The sequence below is a fragment of the Streptomyces sp. NPDC020489 genome, from assembly GCF_044386545.1.
Taxonomy (GTDB): Bacteria; Actinomycetota; Actinomycetes; order Streptomycetales; family Streptomycetaceae; genus Streptomyces.
The window spans coordinates 122325-143270 of the sequence record NZ_JBIRUZ010000010.1; the positions used below are offsets into that span (position 1 = coordinate 122325).

A 20946-nucleotide genomic window follows, 5' to 3' on the forward strand; every position below is an offset into this window, starting at 1 on the left:
TCTTTTTTTTCTGTCCGTTGCCCCCGCCCCCCCCCCCCCCCGCTGTCAAACCCCCCCCCGGCCCCCCCGGGGGGGGGCGCCCCCCCCCCCCCCCCCCCCCCGCCACCGCCTTGTCCGCATACGTTCGTCCCGCTGCGAGCCGCCGGACCAACGGCGGCTCCCCATACGGGAGATCGGGGGTGCGTTCGTGCGCATCGGACTGCTTACGGAGGGTGGCTATCCGTATGTGAGCGGTGACGCCAGGCTCTGGTGCGACCGGCTCGTGCGCGGGCTCGGGCAGCACGAGTTCGACATCTACGCGCTCAGCCGCAGTGAACGCCAGGAGGACGAGGGCTGGGTCCCGCTTCCGCCGCAGGTCAGCCGGGTACGCACGGCGCCGCTGTGGTCGGCCGAGGACGACGGGGTGGTGTACGGGCGCCGCGCGCGCCGGCGGTTCGCCGAGTGCTACGGCGAGTTGGCGGCCGTCCTCTGCGCGGGCCCGGCGGAGGACCCGTCGGCCGCTGAGGCGGACCGTTTCGGCAACGCGCTGTACGGACTCGCCGAACTCGCCCGCGACGAGGGCGGACTGGTCGGGGCGCTGCGCTCCGAGACCGCCGTACGCGCCCTCGAACGCGCCTGTCGTGCGCCGGGCGCCGCCCGCACGGCCCGCGAGGCCCGCGTCCCCGATCTGCTCGCCGTCGCCGCACACCTGGAGCGCGCGCTGCGCCCGCTCTCCCTCGACTGGTACGGGGACGACGGGCTCGGCTCGGTCGACCTGTGCCACGCGGCCTCCGGCGGCCCCGCAGCCCTCCCCGGACTGCTCGCCGGGCACTTCTCCGACGTCCCCCTGCTGGTGACCGAGTACGGCGTGCAGTTGCGGACGCACTACCTGTCCGCGCCGGACGCCTCGCCCTCGGTGCGGTCCCTGATCGCCGCCTTCCACGGCAGGCTCGCCGCCGAGATCTACGGCCGGGCCGCGCTCGTCACGCCCGGCAACACCCACGCCCGCCGCTGGCAGGAGCGGTGCGGCGCCGACCGCGACAAGATCCGCACGGTCTACCCGGGCATGGACGCCACGCCCTTCGCGGAGGTCGGTGAGTCCCCGGAGCGCGCGGACCCCGACACGCTGCTCTGGGTCGGCCGCGTCGAACCGGCCAAGGACCTCATCTCCCTCCTGCACGCTTTCGCGGAGATCCGCAAGGAGGAGCCCAAGACCCGGCTGAGGATCATCGGCGTGCCCGTGGGCTCCGAGGGCGCGGCCTACCTCGGTCACTGCAAGGCGCTGGCTGCGCAGCTCTTCCCCGACGAGGCGGACGGGCTGCACGCCGTCGGCGACAACCCGGTCTCCTTCGAGGAGATCGGCGGCCCGGAGGTCCCGACCCCCGCCGACGCGTACGCCTCGGGTGCCGTGACCGTCCTGTCCAGCGTTGTCGAGGGCTTCCCCATCAGCCTGGTGGAGGCCATGTTCTGCGGCCGCGCGACCGTGTCCACCGACGTCGGCGCCGTGGTGGAGGTCATCGGCGGCACCGGGCTCGTCGTACCGCCGCGCAACCCGCGGGCGCTCGCGGAGGCGTGCGTGGCGCTGCTGCGCGACCCCGAGCGCCGTGCCCGGCTGGGCGCCGCGGCACGCGCGCGTGCGCTCGAGCTGTTCACCGTCGAACAGAACATCACGGCATTTCACGGCATTTACCTGGAGATCGTCTCGCGCCATCCGCTCCGCCGGGTCGTCGTCGACGACACCACCGGGGAACCGCTCCCGTTCGCCGTCCCGGCCGAGGCCCACGTGCCCGGCCGCTGGACGGACCTCGGCGCCCGGGTCGTGGCCCGCGGCGGCCCCGGCTGGGCGGCAGGGCCCCCGGTACGCGCCAACACCCCGCTGCCCGCCACGGAGGGAGCCCGATGAGCGACCTCGGCGAACTGGACCGCCCCGGAACACCGGCGAGCCCCGGCCCCTGGGACACACGGTCGGGGGAGTGGCTCGCGGGGGACGCGGACGCGGGCGAGGGGGATGAGGGCGGCGGCAGGGGGAGCGCGGGCGATGTCGACGCTGCGAGTGTGACCGGCGGGGCCGGGTCCGACGGTGCCGGTGAGGGTGACGGTGGGGCGGTCGTGGTCGGTGGGGCCGGTGATGGCGACGCGGTCGTGGTCGATGGTCCCGGGGCGGCCGAAGGTGACGGTGGCGCCGTAGTGATCGGTGGCGCCGAGCCCGCTGTGGCCGTCGAGGGCGACGGTCGCGCCGCCGGGTCCGCCCGGTACACATCCGACGCGCCCCCGGCCCGCAGACAGCCCCCCGCCCCGCGTCGCGCCTCCGCCGTCGACCCCGTGAAGTCCTTGATGCACCGTCACCGCGACCTGTGCGAACGGGCGGTCGACCCACTGGAGATCGCCGCCGGCCTGGAGGCGCACGGCGTCACCGACCGCACCGCGAGCCGCTTCCGCCACCGGGACGTGTTCTCCCTGGCGGAGGAGATGTACGCGCGCGTACCGAGGGGCACCGAATCCCCGGCAGCCGCCCCACCGCCCTCCGAGGCCCCCCGCGCGAGCGCCGCCTGGCTGCTCCGCACCCTTCTCCCGGGCGCCCTGTGCGCGGCGACCGTGGCCGCCCTCCACCTGACCGACGGCCGGCCACGCCTGATCGCGGCGGCCGCGGGCGCACTCGCCGTAGCGCTCGGCCTGCGCGCGGCACTGGCACGCGGCCCCCTGGGCACCCCGCACCCCACCGAGGCCCGCACCCGCGCCCTGACGTGCTGGCTGGTCCTCTACGCCCTCCTGGGCGACGGTCTCCTGCGAGCGGCCGTGACCGGGGGTCCCGACGCCCTGCCCACCGGCGCCCCCGACGGTCCCTGGCCGTTGGTGGCGGCCCCTGTCCTGGCCCTCGCCCTGTCCTGCGCCCCCGCGGCCTGGACCGCGCACCTCTTCGCCACCCGGGCCCGCCGCAAACTGGCCCTCAGCCGGGGCCTGGAGGACTTCACCGCCTCCGTACTGCCGCTGCTGTTCGCCGTGTTCGCCCTGTTCCTGTGCGCCCTGACGGCCCTGCTGGCGGTGAGCGGCACGGTTCTCTCCGAGCCGGTCCCGTACGCCGGGACCATCGCACTCGGCGCCCTTCTCTTCCTGTCCCGCCTCCTCACCACCCACGGCTTCACCCACGCCCCGGCGCTCGTCCTCACGGCCACGGCCGCGACCGAGCTGACGGCCGTCGCCGCGGTCTTCGCAGCCCGGCTTCCCGGCTGCGGCTTCCTGGGCGCCCCGGTCGAGTCCCTGGTCGGGGCATGGGGTCCCGGCAGCGTCCCGGCCCTGGCCTGCGCGGCGGGAGCCGCGGCCCTGTTGTTTCACGCGACGCGCAGGCTGACACGGGCCTCGGCCCACGCACCCGTGGACCGGTCGTGGTGAGGCCCCGCGGAGCCACCCGCGCGGCCCCGTCCGGTCCAGGCGGGCCGTCCCCCCGCGCGGCCCCGCCCCACCACCCCCGAGTAGGCACTCCGCGCACCCCCACCCACACCAGACAGGTCGCCGCACGCATCCCACCCCACCGTCGGCGGCCGGAGGCAACCCCCTCTGAAGGAGAGCATCAATGATCACCTCCCGACCCGACGACCTGGCGACGGGAGCCGCACGATGAGGGTCCTGTTGATCGGAGCCAACGGTTACCTGGGCCGCTTCGTGGCCGACCGCCTGCTCGCCGACCCGGCCGTCCAGCTCACCGCCCTCGGCCGCGGCGACGACGCCGACGTCCGCTTCGACCTCGCGTCCGGCAGCCCCGGCGCACTCACCCGCTTCCTCGACGCGGTCCACCCCGGCGTGGTCGTCAACTGCGCCGGAGCGACCCGCGGCGGCGCCCGCGAACTCACCCGCCACAACACGGTCGCCGTGGCCACCGTCTGCGAGGCACTGCGCCGCAGCGGCTGCGGGGCACGACTCGTCCAGATCGGCTGCGGCGCCGAGTACGGCCCGAGCCAGCCCGGCTCCTCGACGGCGGAGGACGCCGTGCCACGCCCCGGCGGCCCGTACGGCGTCAGCAAACTGGCCGCCACGGAACTCGTCCTCGGCTCAGGCCTCGACGCCGTCGTCCTGCGCGTCTTCTCGCCCGCCGGCCCCGGCACCCCCGCCGGTTCCCCCCTCGGCCGGCTCGCCGAGGCCATGCGGCGCGCCATGCAGTCCGGCGACGGTGAGCTCAAGCTCGGCGGCCTCGGCGTCCAGCGCGACTTCGTCGACGTCCGTGACGTCGCCCGTGCCGTCCACGCCGCCAGCCTCTCCGCCGCGCAGGGCGTGATCAACATCGGCTCGGGCCGTGCCGTCCGCCTGCGGGACGCCGCCGCCGTCCTCGCGCGCGTGGCCGGATACGGCGGCGCCCTCCACGAACTCGACGGGCCTCCCGGCCCCCTGCGCCCCGCCATCGGGCACCCGCGCTCCGAACCGGACCACGCGGCCCCGGTCGCGTATCCGTACCCCGACGGGTGCGGCAGCTGGCAGCAGGCCGACGTGCGCACCGCGCGCGACCGGCTCGGCTGGCGTCCCCGGATCAACCTCGAAGAGTCCCTGGCAGACATCTGGATGGAGGCGGCATGCCGCATCTGACCAGCACCAAAACCGTCGCACCCGGCACCGGGATCCACCCCGGGTTCGGCATCCCCGGCCTCGCGCACCCCCTCGTCGCCCCCGCCGAATGGGCCGAACTCACCCGCCCCGGCGCCCCCGTGCACTGGGTCGTCCTCAACGTCGCCGACGGCCCCGGCAGCCGCCCCGACCCGCACTGCCTGGAGGCGGCCGGCCGCCTGCGCAACGCGGGCGTCCGGGTCCTCGGCCACATCGACGCCACGTACGGGGCCCGTGCCTTCGGCGAGATGATCTCCGAGGCGCACCGCTACATCGACTGGTACAAGACCGACGGCTTCTACGTGGACCGCTGTCCCACCGAGCGCACCGCGCTCCCCGAGATCCGCCGCACGGTCACCACGCTGCGCGCGATCCACGACGGCGCCCACGTCGTCCTCGGCCACGGCACCCACCCGTACCCCGGCTACGCCGAGAACGCCGACCAGCTGGTCACCTTCTCCGGCCCCTGGAGCGACTACCGCTGGTCGCAGGTGGCGGAATGGACCGCCGACTACCCGCCCGAGCGGTTCTGCCACTTCGTCCACGGCGTGCCCCGCGGTCACCTCGACGAGGCGCTGCGTATCGCCCGCTGGCAGGGCGCCGCCACGATCTGGTTCACCGACCGCACGGATCGCGGGGGCCGCACCGACCCCTGGGAGACCATGCCCGGCTACTGGGACGACATCGTCTCGCGGATCGGAACGGGTGTCTCGGAATGAAGAAGGCCGTGGCAGTGTTACGGGGAGAACAACTGTAGTGATTGACCGACCAACGGAGTCCCCGTGTCGCTGCCACCCCTGGTCGAGCCCGCATCTGAGCTCACCGTAGACGAGGTCCGCAGGTACTCCCGCCACCTGATCATCCCCGACGTCGGGATGGACGGGCAGAAGCGGCTGAAGAACGCCAAGGTGCTGTGTGTGGGCGCCGGCGGCCTGGGCTCGCCGGCGCTGATGTACCTGGCCGCGGCGGGCGTCGGCACGCTCGGCATCGTGGAGTTCGACGAGGTCGACGAGTCGAACCTCCAGCGCCAGATCATCCACAGCCAGGCCGACATCGGCCGCTCCAAGGCCGCGTCCGCGCGCGACTCCGTCCTCGGCATCAACCCGTACGTGAACGTGGTCCTTCACGAGGAGCGGCTCGAGGCCGACAACGTGATGGACATCTTCAGCCAGTACGACCTGATCGTCGACGGCACCGACAACTTCGCGACCCGCTACCTGGTCAACGACGCGTGCGTGCTGCTCAACAAGCCGTACGTGTGGGGCTCGATCTACCGCTTCGACGGCCAGGCCTCCGTCTTCTGGTCCGAGCACGGCCCCTGCTACCGCTGCCTCTACCCGGAGCCCCCGCCGCCGGGCATGGTCCCCTCCTGCGCCGAGGGCGGCGTGCTCGGCGTGCTGTGCGCGTCCATCGGCTCCATCCAGGTCACCGAGGCCATCAAGGTCCTCACCGGCATCGGTGAGCCCCTGGTCGGCCGCCTGATGATCTACGACGCCCTGGAGATGCAGTACCGCCAGGTCAAGGTCCGCAAGGACCCGAACTGCGCGGTCTGCGGCGAGAACCCGACCGTCACCGAACTCATCGACTACGAGGCCTTCTGCGGCGTCGTGTCCGAGGAGGCCCAGGAGGCGGCCGCCGGCTCGACGATCACTCCCAAGCAGCTCAAGGAGTGGATCGACGACGGCGAGAACATCGAGATCATCGACGTCCGGGAGATCAACGAGTACGAGATCGTCTCCATCCCGGGCGCCAAGCTGATCCCGAAGAACGAGTTCCTCATGGGCACCGCCCTGGAGAGCCTCCCGCAGGACAAGAAGATCGTCTTGCACTGCAAGACGGGTGTCCGCAGTGCGGAAGTCCTCGCGGTCCTGAAGTCCGCGGGCTTCTCCGACGCCGTGCATGTGGGCGGCGGCGTGATCGGCTGGGTCAACCAGATCGAGCCGGACAAGCCGGTCTACTGATCGCACCCGCTGCGAACGGCGGGGGCTGCTCCACTGCGGAGCGGCCCCCGCCGTCGTCATGAGCAGACCTTGCCGTCCTTCGGCACCGTGCCCTTGAGCAGGTACGCGTTCACCGTGGAGTCCACGCAGTCGCTCCCGCTGCCGTAGGCGCCGTGGCCCTCGCCCTTCCAGGTGAGCATCACACCGACGTCCTTGCCCAGCTCGTCCGCCATCTTCCGGGCACCCTCGTACGGGGTCGCCGGGTCGCCGGTGTTGCCGACCACGAGGATCGGCGGGGCGCCGGGTGCGCTCACCTCGGGGGTGTCCCACTGCCCGGTCACCGGCCAGTCGTGGCACCAGCCGGCCGTGTCCCAGCCGAGGAAGGCCCCGAAGACCGGCGAGAGCTTCTCGAACGTCGGCAGCAGCTTCTTCGTCTCCGCCGCGGTCGGCCGCTGCTTGTCGTCCAGGCACGATATGACCCGCTGCGAGTGGGTCGTCGTGCCGTAGTGCCCCGAGGTGTCCCGCTCGTTGTAGCCGTCGGCGAGCGTCAGCAGCTCCGAGCCGTCGCCCTGTTCCGCCGCCTCCAGCGCGCTCGTCAGCGTCGGCCAGCTGGACTTGCTGTACAGGGGCAGCACGATGCCGGTGACGGCCAGGGTCTGGGTGAGCTTGCGGTCGGAGCCCGTCGGCAGGGGGTTGGCGTCGAGGTCCTTCAGCAGGTCGGCGATCTTCCGCGTGCCCTGCTCGGGGTCCTGGCCGGTCGACTTCAGGTAGTCGTCGAGGGCCCGCTGGAAGCCGCGGGTCTGGTTCTCGGCGTGCCCCACGGTGTCGGCGCTCGGGTCGACGACCGCGTCGAGGATCAGCCGCCCCACGTTCTTGGGGAACAGGTGGGCGTAGACACCGCCCAGCTCGGTGCCGTAGGAGATGCCGAAGTAGTGCATCTTCGCGTCGCCGAGCACCTGGCGCATCAGGTCCATGTCGCGGGCGGTGTCGGTGGTCGACACATGCGCCATGAGGGCGCCGGCGGAGTTCTCACAGCCCTTGCCGAAGTCGGCGGCGTCCTGGAAGTACGCGGCCTCCTCGGCCGCGGTGTCCGGCGTGGCGTCCAGGCTCTCGGCGGACTGGATCTCCTTGTCGTTGCGGCAGCGGATGCCCTCACTGGCGGCGACACCGCGCGGGTCCCAGCTCACCAGGTCGTACTTCTCGCGCAGCGAGGAGACCGTCGAGCCGTACATCGGCATCATGGAGACCCCCGAGCCGCCCGGGCCGCCGAAGTTGAACAGCAGGGAGCCGATGCGCTCGCTCTTGTCACCGCGGGCCTTCGAACGGATCAGCGCCAGACCGATCGTCCTGCCCTCCGGCTTCGACCAGTCCAGCGGCACCTTGAGCGTCGCGCACCGCCAGTCGCTGCTCGGTGCGGGGGAGTCCGCCGTGCTCTTGCAGCCCGCCCAGTCGAGCTTCTGCGAGGTCAGGGAGGACGGCAGCGCGTCGGTCTTCTCCGTCCCGGAGGAACTTGACGACGGGTCGGCCGCCTGAGTCCCCTCCTCACCCTTGCCGTCGTCGGACGAGCCGCCGCTACAGCCCCCCACCAGCAGTGCCGCGGCAGCGGCCAGAGCCGTCCACCGTGCGAAACGCGCCATGACATTCCCCCCTCGCAGGCCCTCCGCACCGTGCAGCGGATGGCGTTCCTGCCATGGTAGGCGGCCCGCGTCACGGCTGCGCAGGCCTGTGGATAACGCGCTGACCTGCACGTTTTATGTGATGCGGGTGGCCGGTGACCGGTGACCGGTGGCGGGTGACGGCTGGTGTGGCTGGTGGCTGGTGGCCGGTGGCCGGTGGCCGGGAGGGCGGCGAGTGGCAGGTGTCCGGCGGTCGGGAGGCGTCCGGCGGGCGACAGGCGTCTTGCAAGTGGCAGGTGTCCGGCGGCGACAGGTGTCCGGCGGTCGGCTCTCGGGAGCAGGGCGTCCCGGGCTCAGGAGCAGACCGTCCCCGCCGCCGGCACCTTCCCGTTCAGCAGATAGCCGTTCACCGCGCTCTGTACGCACGCGTTCTTGCTGTCGTAGGCGCCGTGCCCCTGCCCCTTGTACGTCAGCTCCACGCCGACGCCCTTGCCGAGGGCGTCCACCATCTTGCGTGCCCCCGCGTACGGCGTGGCCGGGTCGCCGGTGTTGCCGATGACGAGGATCGGGGCGGCGCCGGGCGCGCTGACGTCGGGGTGCTCGGCGGCGCCCGGGACCGGCCAGTCGGTGCAGCTGACCATGGACCAGGCCAGGTAGTCCCCGAAGACCGGCGAGGCGGACCGGAACGCGGGCAGCTTCCGCGTCACGTCGTCCTCGGTGTAACGGGGCTTGTCGTCGGCGCAGTTGATGGCGATGTTGGCCGCGGTGAGGTTGCTGTACTGGCCGTCCTCGTTGCGGCCGTTCATGGAGTCGGCGAGCGCCATCAGCACCCGCCCGTCCCCGTCGTACGCCTGCTCCAGGCCCTCGGTGAGGTACTCCCAGAAGTCCTTCGAGTACAGCGACTGGGCGATGCCGCTGGTCGCGGCGGTCTGGGTCAGCTTGCGCATGCCGATGCCGGGGAGCGGCGCGCTGTCGAGGTCCTTCAGCAGCTTGGCGATGCGGTCCTCGACGTCCCGCGCGCTGTCGCCGATGGGGCAGTCCTCGGTCTGCGAGACGCAGTCCTCGGCGAAGTTGTCGAGTGCGAGCTGGAAGCCCTTGGCCTGGCCGAGCGAGCCCTGCTCGGGGTCCTCGGTGGGGTCGACGACCGCGTCGAAGACGGCGCGGCCGACCTTCTTGGGGAACAGGTGGGCGTAGACGCCGCCGAGTTCGGTGCCGTAGGAGACGCCGAAGTAGTGCAGTCGTTCGTCGCCCAGGACCTGGCGCATCAGGTCCATGTCGCGGGCCGCGTCGGTGGTGCGCACATGGGGGAGCACCTTCTTGGAGTTGTCCTCGCAGGCGGCGTTGAACTCCTTGGTCTCGGCCAGCAGCTTGGCACGCTCGGCCGCGTCGTCGGGGGTGGCGTCCTGCTGGAAGTACGCATCCAGCTGGAGCTCGTTGAGGCACTCCACGGGCGCGCTGCGGCCCACGCCGCGCGGGTCGAAGCTCACCAGGTCGTAGCGGGTGCGCAGTTTCGCGTAGTCCTCGCCGAACGCGGGCAGCGTGGTGACGCCCGAACCGCCGGGGCCGCCGAAGTTGAAGACGAGCGAGCCGATGCGCCTGCTCTCGTCGCCGCTGGCCCTCGCGCGGATCAGCGCGAGTTCGATCGTGTCGCCCTTGGGTCTGTCCCAGTCGAGGGGCGCCTTCAGGGTGGCGCACTGCCATGTGTCGCCGTTCGGCAGGGGTGACGGGGCGTCACCGCCGCCCTCGGCCGCTGACGGTGCCGGGCAGTCCTTCCAGCTCAGCTTCTGGGCCGTCACGTCCTGGTTCTCGGAGTCGTCGCCGCAGCCCGCGAGGAGGGCGGCCAGCAGGACGGCGGAGACGGTCAGGGCAGCGGCGCGCGGGCGGAAAGGGTTCGGCATGCTCCCATCCTGCGGTCGGACATGCCGGGCCGCTCGGGGCACGGGCCGTACGAGGTACGCGCACGGGCGGGACGAGACAGAGGTGCGCGTGCCCGGGCGGGTACGCGGTGCGCGTGAGCACCCCGCGCGCGTGGTCTCCTACAGCGCGCCCTTGCGCGTGAGGTGATTGAAGGCGAGCCAGCCCGGCAGCACCGGGATCCACAGGGTCAGCAGCCGGAACAGCAGGACGGCCGGTGCGGCGACCTCGCTGGGCAGTCCTACGGCGATCAGACCGACCGTCAGGGTCGCCTCGACCGCGCCCACGCCTCCCGGGGTCGGGGCCGCCGAGCCGAGCGCGTTGCCGGCGAGGAAGACGACGGCGACGCTGGCGATGCTGATCGAGGAGCCCTCGGTGCCGAACGCGCGGATCGAGGCGTCCAGGCACATCACGAAGCAGGCGGTCAGCAGGAGCATGCCGCCGATGCCGGTGAGGAGCTTCTGCGGCCGCTGGAGCACGTCGAGCATGCGCGGCACGACACCCGCGAAGAGCGAGCGCACGCGCGTGACGACGAACTTGCGCAGGAACGGCACCGAGGTGACGACGAGCACGAGCACCGCGACCGTCAGCAGGCCCGCGATGACCGTCCGGGACGGCGACAGCGACGGCGTCTTCTCGGTGCCGGTCAGATAGCCGAAGGACAGCAGCATCAGGATGTGGCAGCCGAGCCCGAACAGCTGCGAGGCACCGACACTGGCCACCGCGAGCCCGGGCCGCACCCCCTGGCGCTGGAGGAAGCGCGTGTTGAGCGCGACGCCGCCCACCGCGGCCGGCGCGACGATCTTCACGAACGACCCGGCGACCTGCGCCCCCACGGTCCGTACGAACGGCACCCGCTCGGGCACGAACCCCAGCAGTGACATGGCCGCCGCGAAGTAACTGGCCGCCGAGAACAGCACGGCCGCGGCGACCCAGCCCCACTCGGCGTTCTGGATGAGCGGGCCGAACTCGATGTGGGTGAGCTGGGTCAGCAGGAAGTACGCGCCGATGGCCCCGGCGATGAAGCTGATCAGCGTCCGCGGCCGGACCCGTTCCAGGCGGGCCGGCTCGACGGGGGCCTGCGGCCTGATCAGCAGCACCTCGTGGCGGATCTGGGTGAGCAGGTCCTCCTCGCGGGCCTCCTCCAGCGCCTCGTCGATGGCTCGCTTCTCGGCTCGCGCCTCCGCGCGTACGGCTTTCTTGTCGGGTTTCTCGAGTACGGGTCGAGCGTTGTCTTGGGCTTCCTCGAGCCTGGCCTGCTTGGCCTGCCGGGAGGCTTCGAGGATCGCGTCGCGCTCGCGCTGGGCGCGGTCCCGGGCCAGTGCGCGCAGCGTCGCGCGCGTGGAGCGGCTGAGCGCGATGGGCTGGAGCATCGGCAGACAGTCGGCCACGGCGTCGGGACCGAGCACGCTCACCGCGGCGGCCACCGCGCGCTCGGCGCCCACGCGCAGCCCGAGGGTCACCAGCAGCTGGGAGATGTCCATGCGCAGCAGCAGGTCGCCGGCCGCGATCTCGCCGACCCGCAGATCGGTGAGGATCACCGTGCCGGAACGATCCACCAGAATGGCGTCCCCGACCAGCCTGCGGTGCGCGATCCGCCGGGACTGAAGTGCCCGCACCTGGTGCCAGGTGTCGCGCAGGAGGTCGTCGGTGATGTCCTCGTCGGGCAGGGAGTCCAGGGTGCGGCCGCCGGTGTGCTCGTAGACGAGTATCACGGCGTCGGGGCCGAGCTCGGAGGTCGCGATGAGCTTGGGGGCGTTGGCGCCGGCCGCGATGGCCGCGTAGGCGAGCAGGGCCTCCTGCTCCAGGGCCTGGCGCAGCGAGGGAAGGCTGCTGCGGGTGGCGAAGCCGCGCAGGGTCAGATTCCGCCACGCGCGGTAGAAGAAACCCTGCGCCTGCTGCTCCCGGTCCACCACGGTCACGTCCAGCGGCGGGCCGTCCTCCAGGGTGACGAAGTAGCGCCGCCCGCGGTCGCCGGTCTCGGGCGTCTCCGGAACCTCCTCACGGGCCGCGCTCACCGGGTGGAAGCCGACGTGCCGAAGGCCCGCCATCAGCGTCCGCCCGGTGGGCTGGACGTTGGGCGAGCCGACCGCGTAGAGCGTGCCGTAGGCGACGGTCCAGCCGATCAGCACGGTCAGGATGATCGAGAACGGTGTCGTGTACCCGGTGACGAGCATCGAGAAGGCGTCGAGCATCAGCACGATCCACAGCACCGCGCGCCAGCGTGGTCGCCGGGACATGCCGACCGCCGTCATGTACGCGATGACCGGCGCGAGATAGCCGTGCACCGGGTCGGTCAGGGCGTGGATGTCGCCGGGGGAGGGCTGGGTGAGCGCCTCCTGGATGGAGTCGGGGGCGGCCTTGGCGACCCAGAGGTCGGTGGCCAGGGTCACGCCGTGCGCGAGGACCGCCGCGAGCACGCCGTCGGCGATGCGCAGTCCGTCCCGCTTGATCAGCCGCTCGATCGCGAAGGCGACCGGCACCAGCAGGATGGCGATGCTGGAGGCCAGCCCGGCGATCTTGATAAGCAGGTCGGGCGCTTGCCCGGTGCCCTTGTTGATGTCCTGTTCCAGGCCCGAGGTGGTGCCGTGCGCGAACGCGGCGATCGCCAGCAGGACCACCACCGCCAGCACCCCGACCAGCAGCCGCATCAGGTCCGACGGGCGGTGCACGCGCGCGGGGAGGAGGGGTTCGTCGCCCTCGACCGCGTCGCTGTGGGTCTCGTCGTCGAAGTCCGCCGCCGTGGTCGGCGTCTCGTCCCTGCCGCCGGTGTCCGACACCGATGCCTCGTCCTTGTCGCCGGTGTCCGGGCGCGACGAAGCGTCAGAGGTGCTTTCCGCGCCCTCCGGGTGCACGCCCTGTCGCTTCATCGACTCTTCTTGATCTCGTATCACCGGTCACCGCCCGCACGATGGTGGCATGCTCCACCGACACACGGGGGCATCAGGGTGCAAACGCGGGGGCGCACAGTCTGCCGGAAGCGCCGCTCCGAGGCGAGGGACCCCCGCGGTCGCCAGCGCGTCACATTGTCGGTGGGGTGGGGCAGGATGGGGCGGATGAGCGACGAGAGCCTCCCGCGCGACGCCCTGCCGGAGTACGCCGAGCGGATCCTGGACGTGGCCGAACTCATCCCGCCCGGGCGCGTCATGACGTACGGCGACGTGGCCGAGTGGCTGGAGGAGGGCGGACCGCGCCAGGTCGGCCGGGTGATGGCCCTGTACGGGGGAGCGGCGCCGTGGTGGCGGGTGGTCCGCTCGGACGGTGTGCTGCTCCCCGGCCACGAACTGCGGGCGCTCGACCACTACCGGGCCGAGGGCACACCGCTGAGGACGGCGAGCAGGGCCGCCGAGGGCCATCTGCCGCGCCTCGACATGAGACGGGCGCGATGGGACGGCGGCGAACGCGCGGAGGGTCACATCTGACAGCTTCCGCCATCGGACGGGTCCAGGGACGAGAAGTGATCCGTCCGAGGGAAACGGGCGAAAGCGGGCACGTCGGTGGCATGCCGTACGTTCGTGGGGCGAGGGACACAGGTGTCGTGAGTGCCGCGAGGGTCGCGAGGGAAGAAGCGGAAGCCCTGCTTCCGATCTGCCCCTCGGCGTAGCGTCGGCTGCACACGTCCCCCTCACCCCGCGCCCACCGCCCTCCACGCGCGGTGGCCATTCGACCAGCACACCCACCAGGACCGGCGAACCACGTGAGCTCCTCTTCCTCCACCAGGCGCCTGTCGCACCCCCAGGTGCGACAGGGGAGCCGTGGCGCTTACCGACTGGTGCGTACCCCGCCGACCCGCGTGGACCCCCCTCGACTGGACGCCGCACAGCGCTCCGTGGTTGAGCACAGGGCCGGTCCGCTGCTCGTCCTCGCGGGCCCGGGCACCGGGAAGACCACCACCCTCGTGGAGTCGGTGGCCGCCAGGATCGCCCGCGGCGGCGACCCCGCGCGCGTGCTGGTGCTGACGTTCAGCCGCAAGGCGGCCGTCGAGCTGCGCGACCGCATGGCCCTGCGCATAGGAGCCGCGCGCGCTCCCCAGGCGACCACCTTCCACTCGTTCTGCTACGCCCTGGTCCGCGCCCACCAGGACAGCGACCTGTTCGTGGAGCCGCTCCGGCTGCTGTCCGGGCCCGAGCAGGACGTCGCCGTCCGCGAGCTGCTCGCCGGCCAGCCCGACCTGGAGCGGCTCGGCCTCGCGCATGTGCGCTGGCCGGACGAACTGCGCGCCTGCCTGACCACGCGCGGGTTCGCCGACGAGGTCCGCGCGGTCCTCGCCCGCAGCCGCGAACTGGGCCTCGGCCCCGGCGCGCTGGACGACTTCGCCCGCCGTATCGGCCGACCCGACTGGCGGGCCGCGGCCGCCTTCCTCGCCGAATACCTGGACGTCCTCGACCTCCAGGGCGTCCTGGACTACGCCGAACTGGTCCACCGCGCGGTGCTGCTCGCCCAGCGCGACGAGGTCGCCGAGCGGCTCGCCGCGCAGTACGACGCCGTGTTCGTGGACGAGTACCAGGACACCGACGCGGCCCAGGTACGGCTGCTGCACGCGCTGGCCGGCGGCGGCCGCACCCTCGTCGCCTTCGGCGACCCCGACCAGTCCATCTACGCCTTCCGGGGCGCCGACGTGAACGGCATCCTCGACTTCCCGCACGCCTTCCCGCGCGCGGACGGCCGCCCGGCGCCCGTCGAGGTCCTGCGCACCTCCCGCCGCTCCGGCGCCACCCTGCTCGCCGCGACCCGCCTGCTGACCCAGCGCATGCCGCTGACCCGGCTCCCGTCCGAGAAGGTCCGCGCCCACCGCGAACTCGCCCCGGTCCTCGAAGGCGGCCGCGTCGAGGTCTTCACGTACCCGACGCCCGGGACCGAACTGGACAACATCGCCGACATCCTGCGCCGGGCGCATCTGGAGGACGGCGTCCCCTGGGGCGAGATGGCCGTCCTGGTGCGCGCCGGCTCGCGCACGATCCCGACGGTCCGCAGAGCCCTCACCGCGGCCGGGGTGCCCCTCGACATCGACGGCGACGACCTCCCGCTGCGCCACGAACCGGCGGTGGCACCCCTGCTGACAGCACTGCGCGCGGTGGCGACCGCGGAGGCGTCGGCGCGTCCGGAGGAGACGCTCGCTGGTGGCTTGGAGCACAGCCGCGGGGAGTCGGCCGCGGAGGGGCCGGAGCACAGCTCCGTGGAGCCTGCCGCGGAGGGGCCAGACCATGGTCGCGTGGAGCCTGCCGCCCAGGAGCCCGAGCAGAGCCGCGTGGAGCCCGCCGCCCAGGGGCTGGAGCACGGCCGCGTGGAGCCCGCCGCCGAGGACCCGGAGCACAGCTCCGTGGAACCCGCCGCCCAGGAGCCGGAGCACGGCCCCACCGGTGGCGCCCCCGCCCCCGCCCCCTGCTGGCTCGACGTCGAGACCGCCCTCGCCCTGCTCGCCTCCCCCCTCGCCGGCATGGACGCCGCCGACCTGCGCCGGCTGGGCCGTGCCCTGCGCGACGAGGAACGGGCCGCCGGGAACCCGCTGCCGCCGCCCTCGGACGAACTGCTCGCGCGGGCGCTGGCCGAGCCGGAGCGGCTGGCGGTGCACGACCCCGTGTACGCGCGCGGCGCCCAGCGTCTCGGCGCACTGCTGCGCAAGGCCCGGGAGCGCCTCGCGGGTGGCGGCAGCGCCGAGGAGGCGCTCTGGGACCTGTGGGAGGGCACACCGTGGCCCACCCGTCTGGAGCGGTCCGCGCGGCGCGGTGGCGCGGCGGGCCGCAACGCCGACCGCGACCTGGACGCCGTGTGCGCGCTGTTCGCGACCGCCGCGCGCGCGGAGGAGCGCACCGGCGGCCGGGGTGCCCTGAACTTCCTGGCGGAGATCGACGCCGAGGACATCGCCGCCGACACCCTCACACGGCGTGCCGTACGCCCCGACGCCGTGCGCCTGATGACGGCGCACCGCTCCAAGGGGCTGGAGTGGCGCCTGGTCGTCGTCGCGGGCGTCCAGGAGGGGCTCTGGCCGGACCTGCGCCGCCGCGGCTCCCTCCTGGAGGCCGACCGCATCGGACGCGACGGACTCGCCGAACCGCTGACCCCGGGAGCCCTCCTCGCCGAGGAGCGTCGCCTGTTCTACGTGGCCGCGACCCGCGCGCGCGAGCGACTCGTGGTCACGGCGGTCAAGGCGCCCGCTGACGACGGCGACCAGCCCTCCCGCTTCCTCACCGAACTCGGCGTCGAACCCAAGGACGTCACGGGCCGCCCCCGCCGCCCGCTGTCCGTCGCCGCGCTCGTCGCCGAACTGCGGGCCACGACCGTCGACCCGCGCGTCTCCGACACCCTCAGGGAGGCCGCGGCCCGCCGGCTGGCCCGGCTCGCCGCGCTCGCCGACGAGGACGGCCGTCCGCTCGTCCCGTCCGCCCACCCCTACCGCTGGTGGGGCATGTACGAGCCGACCGAGAGCAAGGTGCCGCTGCGTAACCGCGACCAGCCCGTCGTGCTGTCCGGCAGCGCCCTCGACCAGCTCGCCAACACCTGCGCCCTCCAGTGGTTCCTGGGCCGTGAGGTGAAGGCCGACGCGCCCGCCACCGTCGCCCAGGGCTTCGGCAACGTCGTCCACGTCCTCGCCGACGAGGTCGCCTCCGGCCACACCCCGGCCGACCTCGCCGTCCTCATGGAGCGCCTCGACTCCGTGTGGAACGCGCTCGCCTTCGACGCGCCCTGGAAGTCGGCGCAGGAGAAGGAGAACGCGCGCGTGGCGCTCGAACGCTTCCTGAAGTGGCACGTGATGGACCGCGCCGGACGCACCCCGGTCGCCAGCGAGCACGACTTCGACGTGACCCTGGAGGCGGGCGACTACGAGGTGCGCATCCGCGGCCAGATGGACCGGGTCGAGACGGATGCCGAGGGCCGCGCCTACGTCGTCGACTTCAAGACCGGCAAACAGGCCCCCACCGCGCGCGAGGTCGAGCACCACCCGCAGCTCGCGGTCTACCAGCTGGCCGTCCGCGAGGGCGCGGTCGACGAGGCCTTCGACGGCGAACGACCGCAGCCGGGCGGCGCCGAACTCGTCCAGCTGCGCCAGGGCGCGGCCAAGCGGGACGGCGGCGAGACGCTGCCCAAGGTGCAGGCCCAGGAAAGCCTCGAGGGTGCGGCGGGGGAGTGGGTCGGTGACCTGCTCGCCACGGCGGCCGGCAAGGTCCTCGACGAGCGGTTCACCCCGAGCGCCGGACAGCACTGCACGCACTGCGCGTTCCGTGCGTCGTGCAGCGCGCGGCCCGAAGGGCGTCACGTGGTCGAGTGAGCGTACCGGTGTGATCGGTTGCACCACGCGTGCTGACCTGCGCCTCTTGCGCCCCGGAGGCCGTCCGGCGGGTGATTCGTCCTCGACTGTCAGTGGGCGCCGCTAGCCTCTGCCCCATGCCCGCCCGTATCACCGATCCCGAACAGCTCAAGGAGCTCCTCGGCATCCCGTTCACCCCGGAGCAGATGGCGTGCATCGTCGCGCCGCCCGCCCCGCAGGTGATCGTCGCCGGTGCCGGCTCGGGCAAGACGACGGTGATGGCGGCGCGTGTGCTGTGGCTGGTCGGCACCGGTCAGGTGGCCCCCGAGCAGGTTCTCGGCCTCACCTTCACCAACAAGGCCGCCGGTGAACTCGCCGAGCGCGTCCGCAAGGCGCTCGTCAGGGCGGGCATCACCGACCCCGACGTCATCGACCCGGACAACCCGCCCGGGGAGCCGGTGATCTCCACCTACCACGCCTTCGCCGGCCGCCTGCTGACCGACCACGGCCTGCGCATCGGCCTGGAGCCGACCTCCCGCCTCCTCGCCGACGCCACCCGCTACCAGCTCGCCGCGCGGGTGCTGCGCGAGGCCCCCGGCCCCTACCCCTCGCTGACCCGTTCCTTCCCCGACCTCGTCGGCGACCTCCTCGCCCTCGACGCCGAACTCTCCGAACACCTCGTACGGCCGGAAGCCCTGCGCGCGTACGACGCGCAGCTGCTGCTCGCCCTCCAGGGCGCGAAACTCACCAACGCCGACCTGCGCAAGGTCCCCGAGGCGGCCGCCGCCCGCCGTGAACTCGCCGACCTGGTGGGCCGCTACCGCGCGGCCAAGCGCGAGCGCGACCTGCTCGACTTCGGCGACCAGATCGCCCTGTCCGCCGAACTCGCCCAGATCCCCGAGGTGGGCCGCATCCTGCGCGACGAGTTCCGCGTGGTCCTCCTCGACGAGTACCAGGACACCTCGGTCGCCCAGCGCATCCTGCTGGCGGGCCTGTTCGGCGGCGGCACCGGACATCCGGTGACCGCGGTCGGCGACCCCTGCCAGGCGATCTACGGCTGGCGCGGCGCCTCGGTCGCCAACCTCGACGACTTCCCCCAGCACTTCGCGCACGCCGACGGCCGCCCCGCGACCCGCCAGGCGCTCAGCGAGAACCGCCGCAGCGGCGGTCGCCTCCTCGACCTCGCCAACGGCCTCGCCGAGCCCCTGCGCGCCATGCACGCGGGCGTGGAGGCCCTCCGCCCGGCCCCCGGCGCCGAGCGCGACGGTGTGGTGCGCTGCGCCCTGCTGACCACCCACGCCGAGGAGATCGACTGGATCGCCGGCTCGATCGCCCATCTCGTACGGACCGGCAAGGCACCCGGCGAGATCGCCGTCCTGTGCCGCACGGCGACCGACTTCGCCGAGATCCAGGGCGCCTTGGTGGCCCGGGACGTCCCGGTCGAGGTGGTCGGCCTGTCCGGACTGCTGCACCTGCCCGAGGTCGCCGACCTGGTCGCCGTCTGCGAGGTCCTCCAGGACCCCGGTGCCAACGCCTCCCTGGTCCGGCTGCTGACCGGCCCCCGCTGGCGCATCGGCCCGCGCGACCTCGCCCTGCTCGGGCGCCGGGCCCGGCGGCTCGTGGCCCACGCGCGCGTGGACGCGGGCGACGACCGGGACCGGCGGCTCGCCGAGGCCGTCGAGGGGGTCGACCCGTCCGAGGTGATATCGCTGGCGGACGCTCTGGACACGTTCGTGGAGCTGCCGCTGGACATCGAGCACGAGGACGACGGGCTGCCCTTCTCGCCGGACGCGCGCGTGCGGTTCGCCCGCCTGGCCACCGAGCTGCGCGACCTGCGCCGCTCGCTCTCGGACCCGCTGATGGACGTCCTGCACCGCGTGCTCGCCGTCACCGGTCTGGAGGTGGAGCTGTCGGCGTCACCGCACGCCCTGGCCGCCCGCCGCCGCGAGACCCTGTCCAACTTCCTGGACATCGCCGCCTCCTTCGCCGCGGGCGACGGCGAGGCGACCTTGCTGGCCTTCCTGGGTTTCCTGCGCACCGCCGCGCAGTACGAGAAGGGCCTCGACAACGCGCTGCCCGGCGGCGAGAACACCGTCAAGGTGCTCACCGCGCACAAGTCCAAGGGACTGGAGTGGGACGTCGTCGCCGTGCCGGGCCTGGTCACCGGCACCTTCCCCAGCACGCAGGGGCGCGAGAAGTGGACCGCGCAGGGCAAGGTGCTGCCGCACGAGCTGCGCGGGGACGCGGCCACCCTGCCGGACGTCGAGAGCTGGGACCCACGCGGCCTGAAGGCCTTCCAGGAGGCCATGAAGGACCACCAGCGCACCGAGGAGCTCCGCCTCGGCTATGTCACCTTCACCCGCCCCCGCTCCCTCCTCCTCGGCTCCGGCCACTGGTGGGGCCCGGCCCAGAAGAAGCCCCGCGGCCCCTCCGACTTCCTGCGGGCCCTGTACGAGCACTGCGAAGCGGGCCACGGCGAGATCGAGGCCTGGGCGGACGAGCCCGCCGAGGGCGCGGAGAACCCTGCCCTGCACCGGGCCGACGCCGACCAGGTCTGGCCCCTGCCCCTGGACGACGCGGCCCTGGCCCGCCGTCGCGCCGCCGCCGAGACCGTCCTCGCCCACCTTGACCGTCTCGCGGAGGGCCACCCCGCGGCCGCCCACGACCCCGACACCTACGACGACCCCGACTGGCCGCCGCCGCCCCAGGACGACGAGCCTCTCTTCGAAGAGGACGACCCCTTCCCAGACCCCTTCCCCGACGGCTCCGCCGACTGGGACACCTGGCCGACGGACCGCCCCACCGTCCCGCACCAGGCGACGGCATCCGACCCGGCCGGGACCGAGCACGCGCGTGCGCATCCCACGGACCCGGACACCTGGGAGCACGCCGAGCCCGCACGCCCCCGCCTGACCCCGGAGGAGGCCCGCACCCTCGCTTCCTGGGACCGCGACCTCGACGCCCTCACCGGCGAGCTCCTGCGCGCGCGGGAGGCCGTCACCGACGTACCCCTGCCCGCCTCGCTCACCGCCTCCCAGCTGCTGCGGCTGGCCGCGGACCCGGACGGGTTCGCGCAGGAACTCGCGCGCCCCATGCCACGCCCTCCACAACCCGCCGCGCGCCGAGGCACCCGGTTCCACGCGTGGGTGGAATCCCGGTTCGAAGCGCTGACGCTGCCCATGCTGGAGCCCGAGGAGCTGCCCGGCAGCGACGCCGAGATCGCGGACGAACGCGACCTGGAGGCCCTCAAGGACGCCTTCGAACGCACCGAGTTCGCCCACCGCACGCCCCACCGCGTCGAGGCGCCCTTCCAGCTCGCCATCGCCGGCCGCGTGGTGCGGGGCCGTATCGACGCCGTCTACAAGGAGGGCGACGGGGAGCGGGCGACGTACGAGATCGTGGACTGGAAGACCAGCCGGGACCGCTCCGCCGACCCGCTCCAGCTCGCCCTGTACCGGGTCGCCTGGGCCGAGCAGCAGGGAGTGCCCCTGGAGTCGGTGACGGCCGCGTTCGTGTACGTCCGCAGCGGAGAGGTGGTGCGGCCGGGCGATCTCGCGGACCGGCGCGCGCTGGAGCGGCTGCTGCGGGAGGATCCTTCCGCGCGAGCACAGTGTGAGGAACCGCCCAGCGAGGATGTCGGTGCGGGCCGATAGGCTCG

Annotated in this window: 11 protein-coding genes; 8 read left to right on the forward strand and 3 right to left on the reverse strand. The window is 73.3% G+C overall.

Features of this window, described 5'->3' with window-relative positions; all coding sequences use genetic code 11:
* Positions 1-187: 187 nt before the first annotated feature.
* The 5 genes from ACH41F_RS26360 (at position 188) to moeZ (ending at position 6533) form a co-directional block, all read left to right on the forward strand.
* Entirely contained in the window at positions 188-1882 is a 1695-nt protein-coding gene (locus ACH41F_RS26360; RefSeq protein WP_391232992.1) for a DUF3492 domain-containing protein, read from the forward strand.
* A complete protein-coding gene (locus ACH41F_RS26365) occupies positions 1879-3369 on the forward strand; it encodes a hypothetical protein (protein WP_398837781.1) in 1491 nt (496 codons plus the stop codon). The genes ACH41F_RS26360 and ACH41F_RS26365 overlap by 4 nt, the downstream gene beginning before the upstream one ends.
* A 225-nt stretch (positions 3370-3594) precedes the next feature.
* Positions 3595-4554 (forward strand): NAD-dependent epimerase/dehydratase family protein, encoded by a 960-nt coding sequence (locus ACH41F_RS26370; protein WP_391232989.1) that lies wholly within the window; start codon positions 3595-3597, stop codon positions 4552-4554.
* The gene (locus ACH41F_RS26375; protein WP_391232988.1) at positions 4542-5291 is read left to right on the forward strand and encodes a spherulation-specific family 4 protein; all 750 of its coding nucleotides are present in this window, start codon (positions 4542-4544) and stop codon (positions 5289-5291) included. Before ACH41F_RS26370 ends, ACH41F_RS26375 begins: the two co-directional genes overlap by 13 nt.
* A 63-nt stretch (positions 5292-5354) precedes the next feature.
* Complete coding sequence (gene moeZ, locus ACH41F_RS26380; RefSeq protein WP_391232987.1) at positions 5355-6533, forward strand: adenylyltransferase/sulfurtransferase MoeZ; 1179 nt, start codon at positions 5355-5357, stop codon at positions 6531-6533.
* Positions 6534-6589: 56 nt separating this feature from the next.
* Here the strand turns inward: moeZ and ACH41F_RS26385 are convergent, their stop codons facing one another.
* From ACH41F_RS26385 to ACH41F_RS26395, 3 genes are all read right to left on the reverse strand, one after another.
* The gene (locus ACH41F_RS26385; protein ID WP_391232985.1) at positions 6590-8149 is read right to left on the reverse strand and encodes an alpha/beta fold hydrolase; all 1560 of its coding nucleotides are present in this window, start codon (positions 8147-8149) and stop codon (positions 6590-6592) included.
* A 332-nt stretch (positions 8150-8481) separates the two neighbouring features.
* Positions 8482-10026, reverse strand: a complete 1545-nt coding sequence (locus ACH41F_RS26390; protein WP_391232983.1) for an alpha/beta fold hydrolase — start codon at positions 10024-10026, stop codon at positions 8482-8484.
* Positions 10027-10164: 138 nt separating this feature from the next.
* Positions 10165-12912, reverse strand: a complete 2748-nt coding sequence (locus ACH41F_RS26395) for a lysylphosphatidylglycerol synthase domain-containing protein (protein WP_398837784.1) — start codon at positions 12910-12912, stop codon at positions 10165-10167.
* 186 nt (positions 12913-13098) lie between these two features.
* Here ACH41F_RS26395 and ACH41F_RS26400 point away from each other — a divergent pair, with 186 nt between their 5' ends.
* The 3 genes from ACH41F_RS26400 to ACH41F_RS26410 all read left to right on the forward strand — a co-directional run bounded on the left by ACH41F_RS26400 (position 13099) and on the right by ACH41F_RS26410 (position 20941).
* Positions 13099-13464 carry an MGMT family protein gene (locus ACH41F_RS26400; protein ID WP_398837785.1) on the forward strand — a complete coding sequence of 122 codons (366 nt, stop codon included), beginning with the start codon at positions 13099-13101 and terminating at the stop codon, positions 13462-13464.
* Positions 13465-13739: 275 nt separating this feature from the next.
* Positions 13740-17309, forward strand: a complete 3570-nt coding sequence (locus tag ACH41F_RS26405; RefSeq protein ID WP_398837787.1) for a UvrD-helicase domain-containing protein — start codon at positions 13740-13742, stop codon at positions 17307-17309.
* Between the two features lie 116 nt (positions 17310-17425).
* Entirely contained in the window at positions 17426-20941 is a 3516-nt protein-coding gene (locus ACH41F_RS26410; protein ID WP_398837789.1) for a UvrD-helicase domain-containing protein, read from the forward strand.
* The last annotated feature ends 5 nt before the right edge of the window (positions 20942-20946 follow it).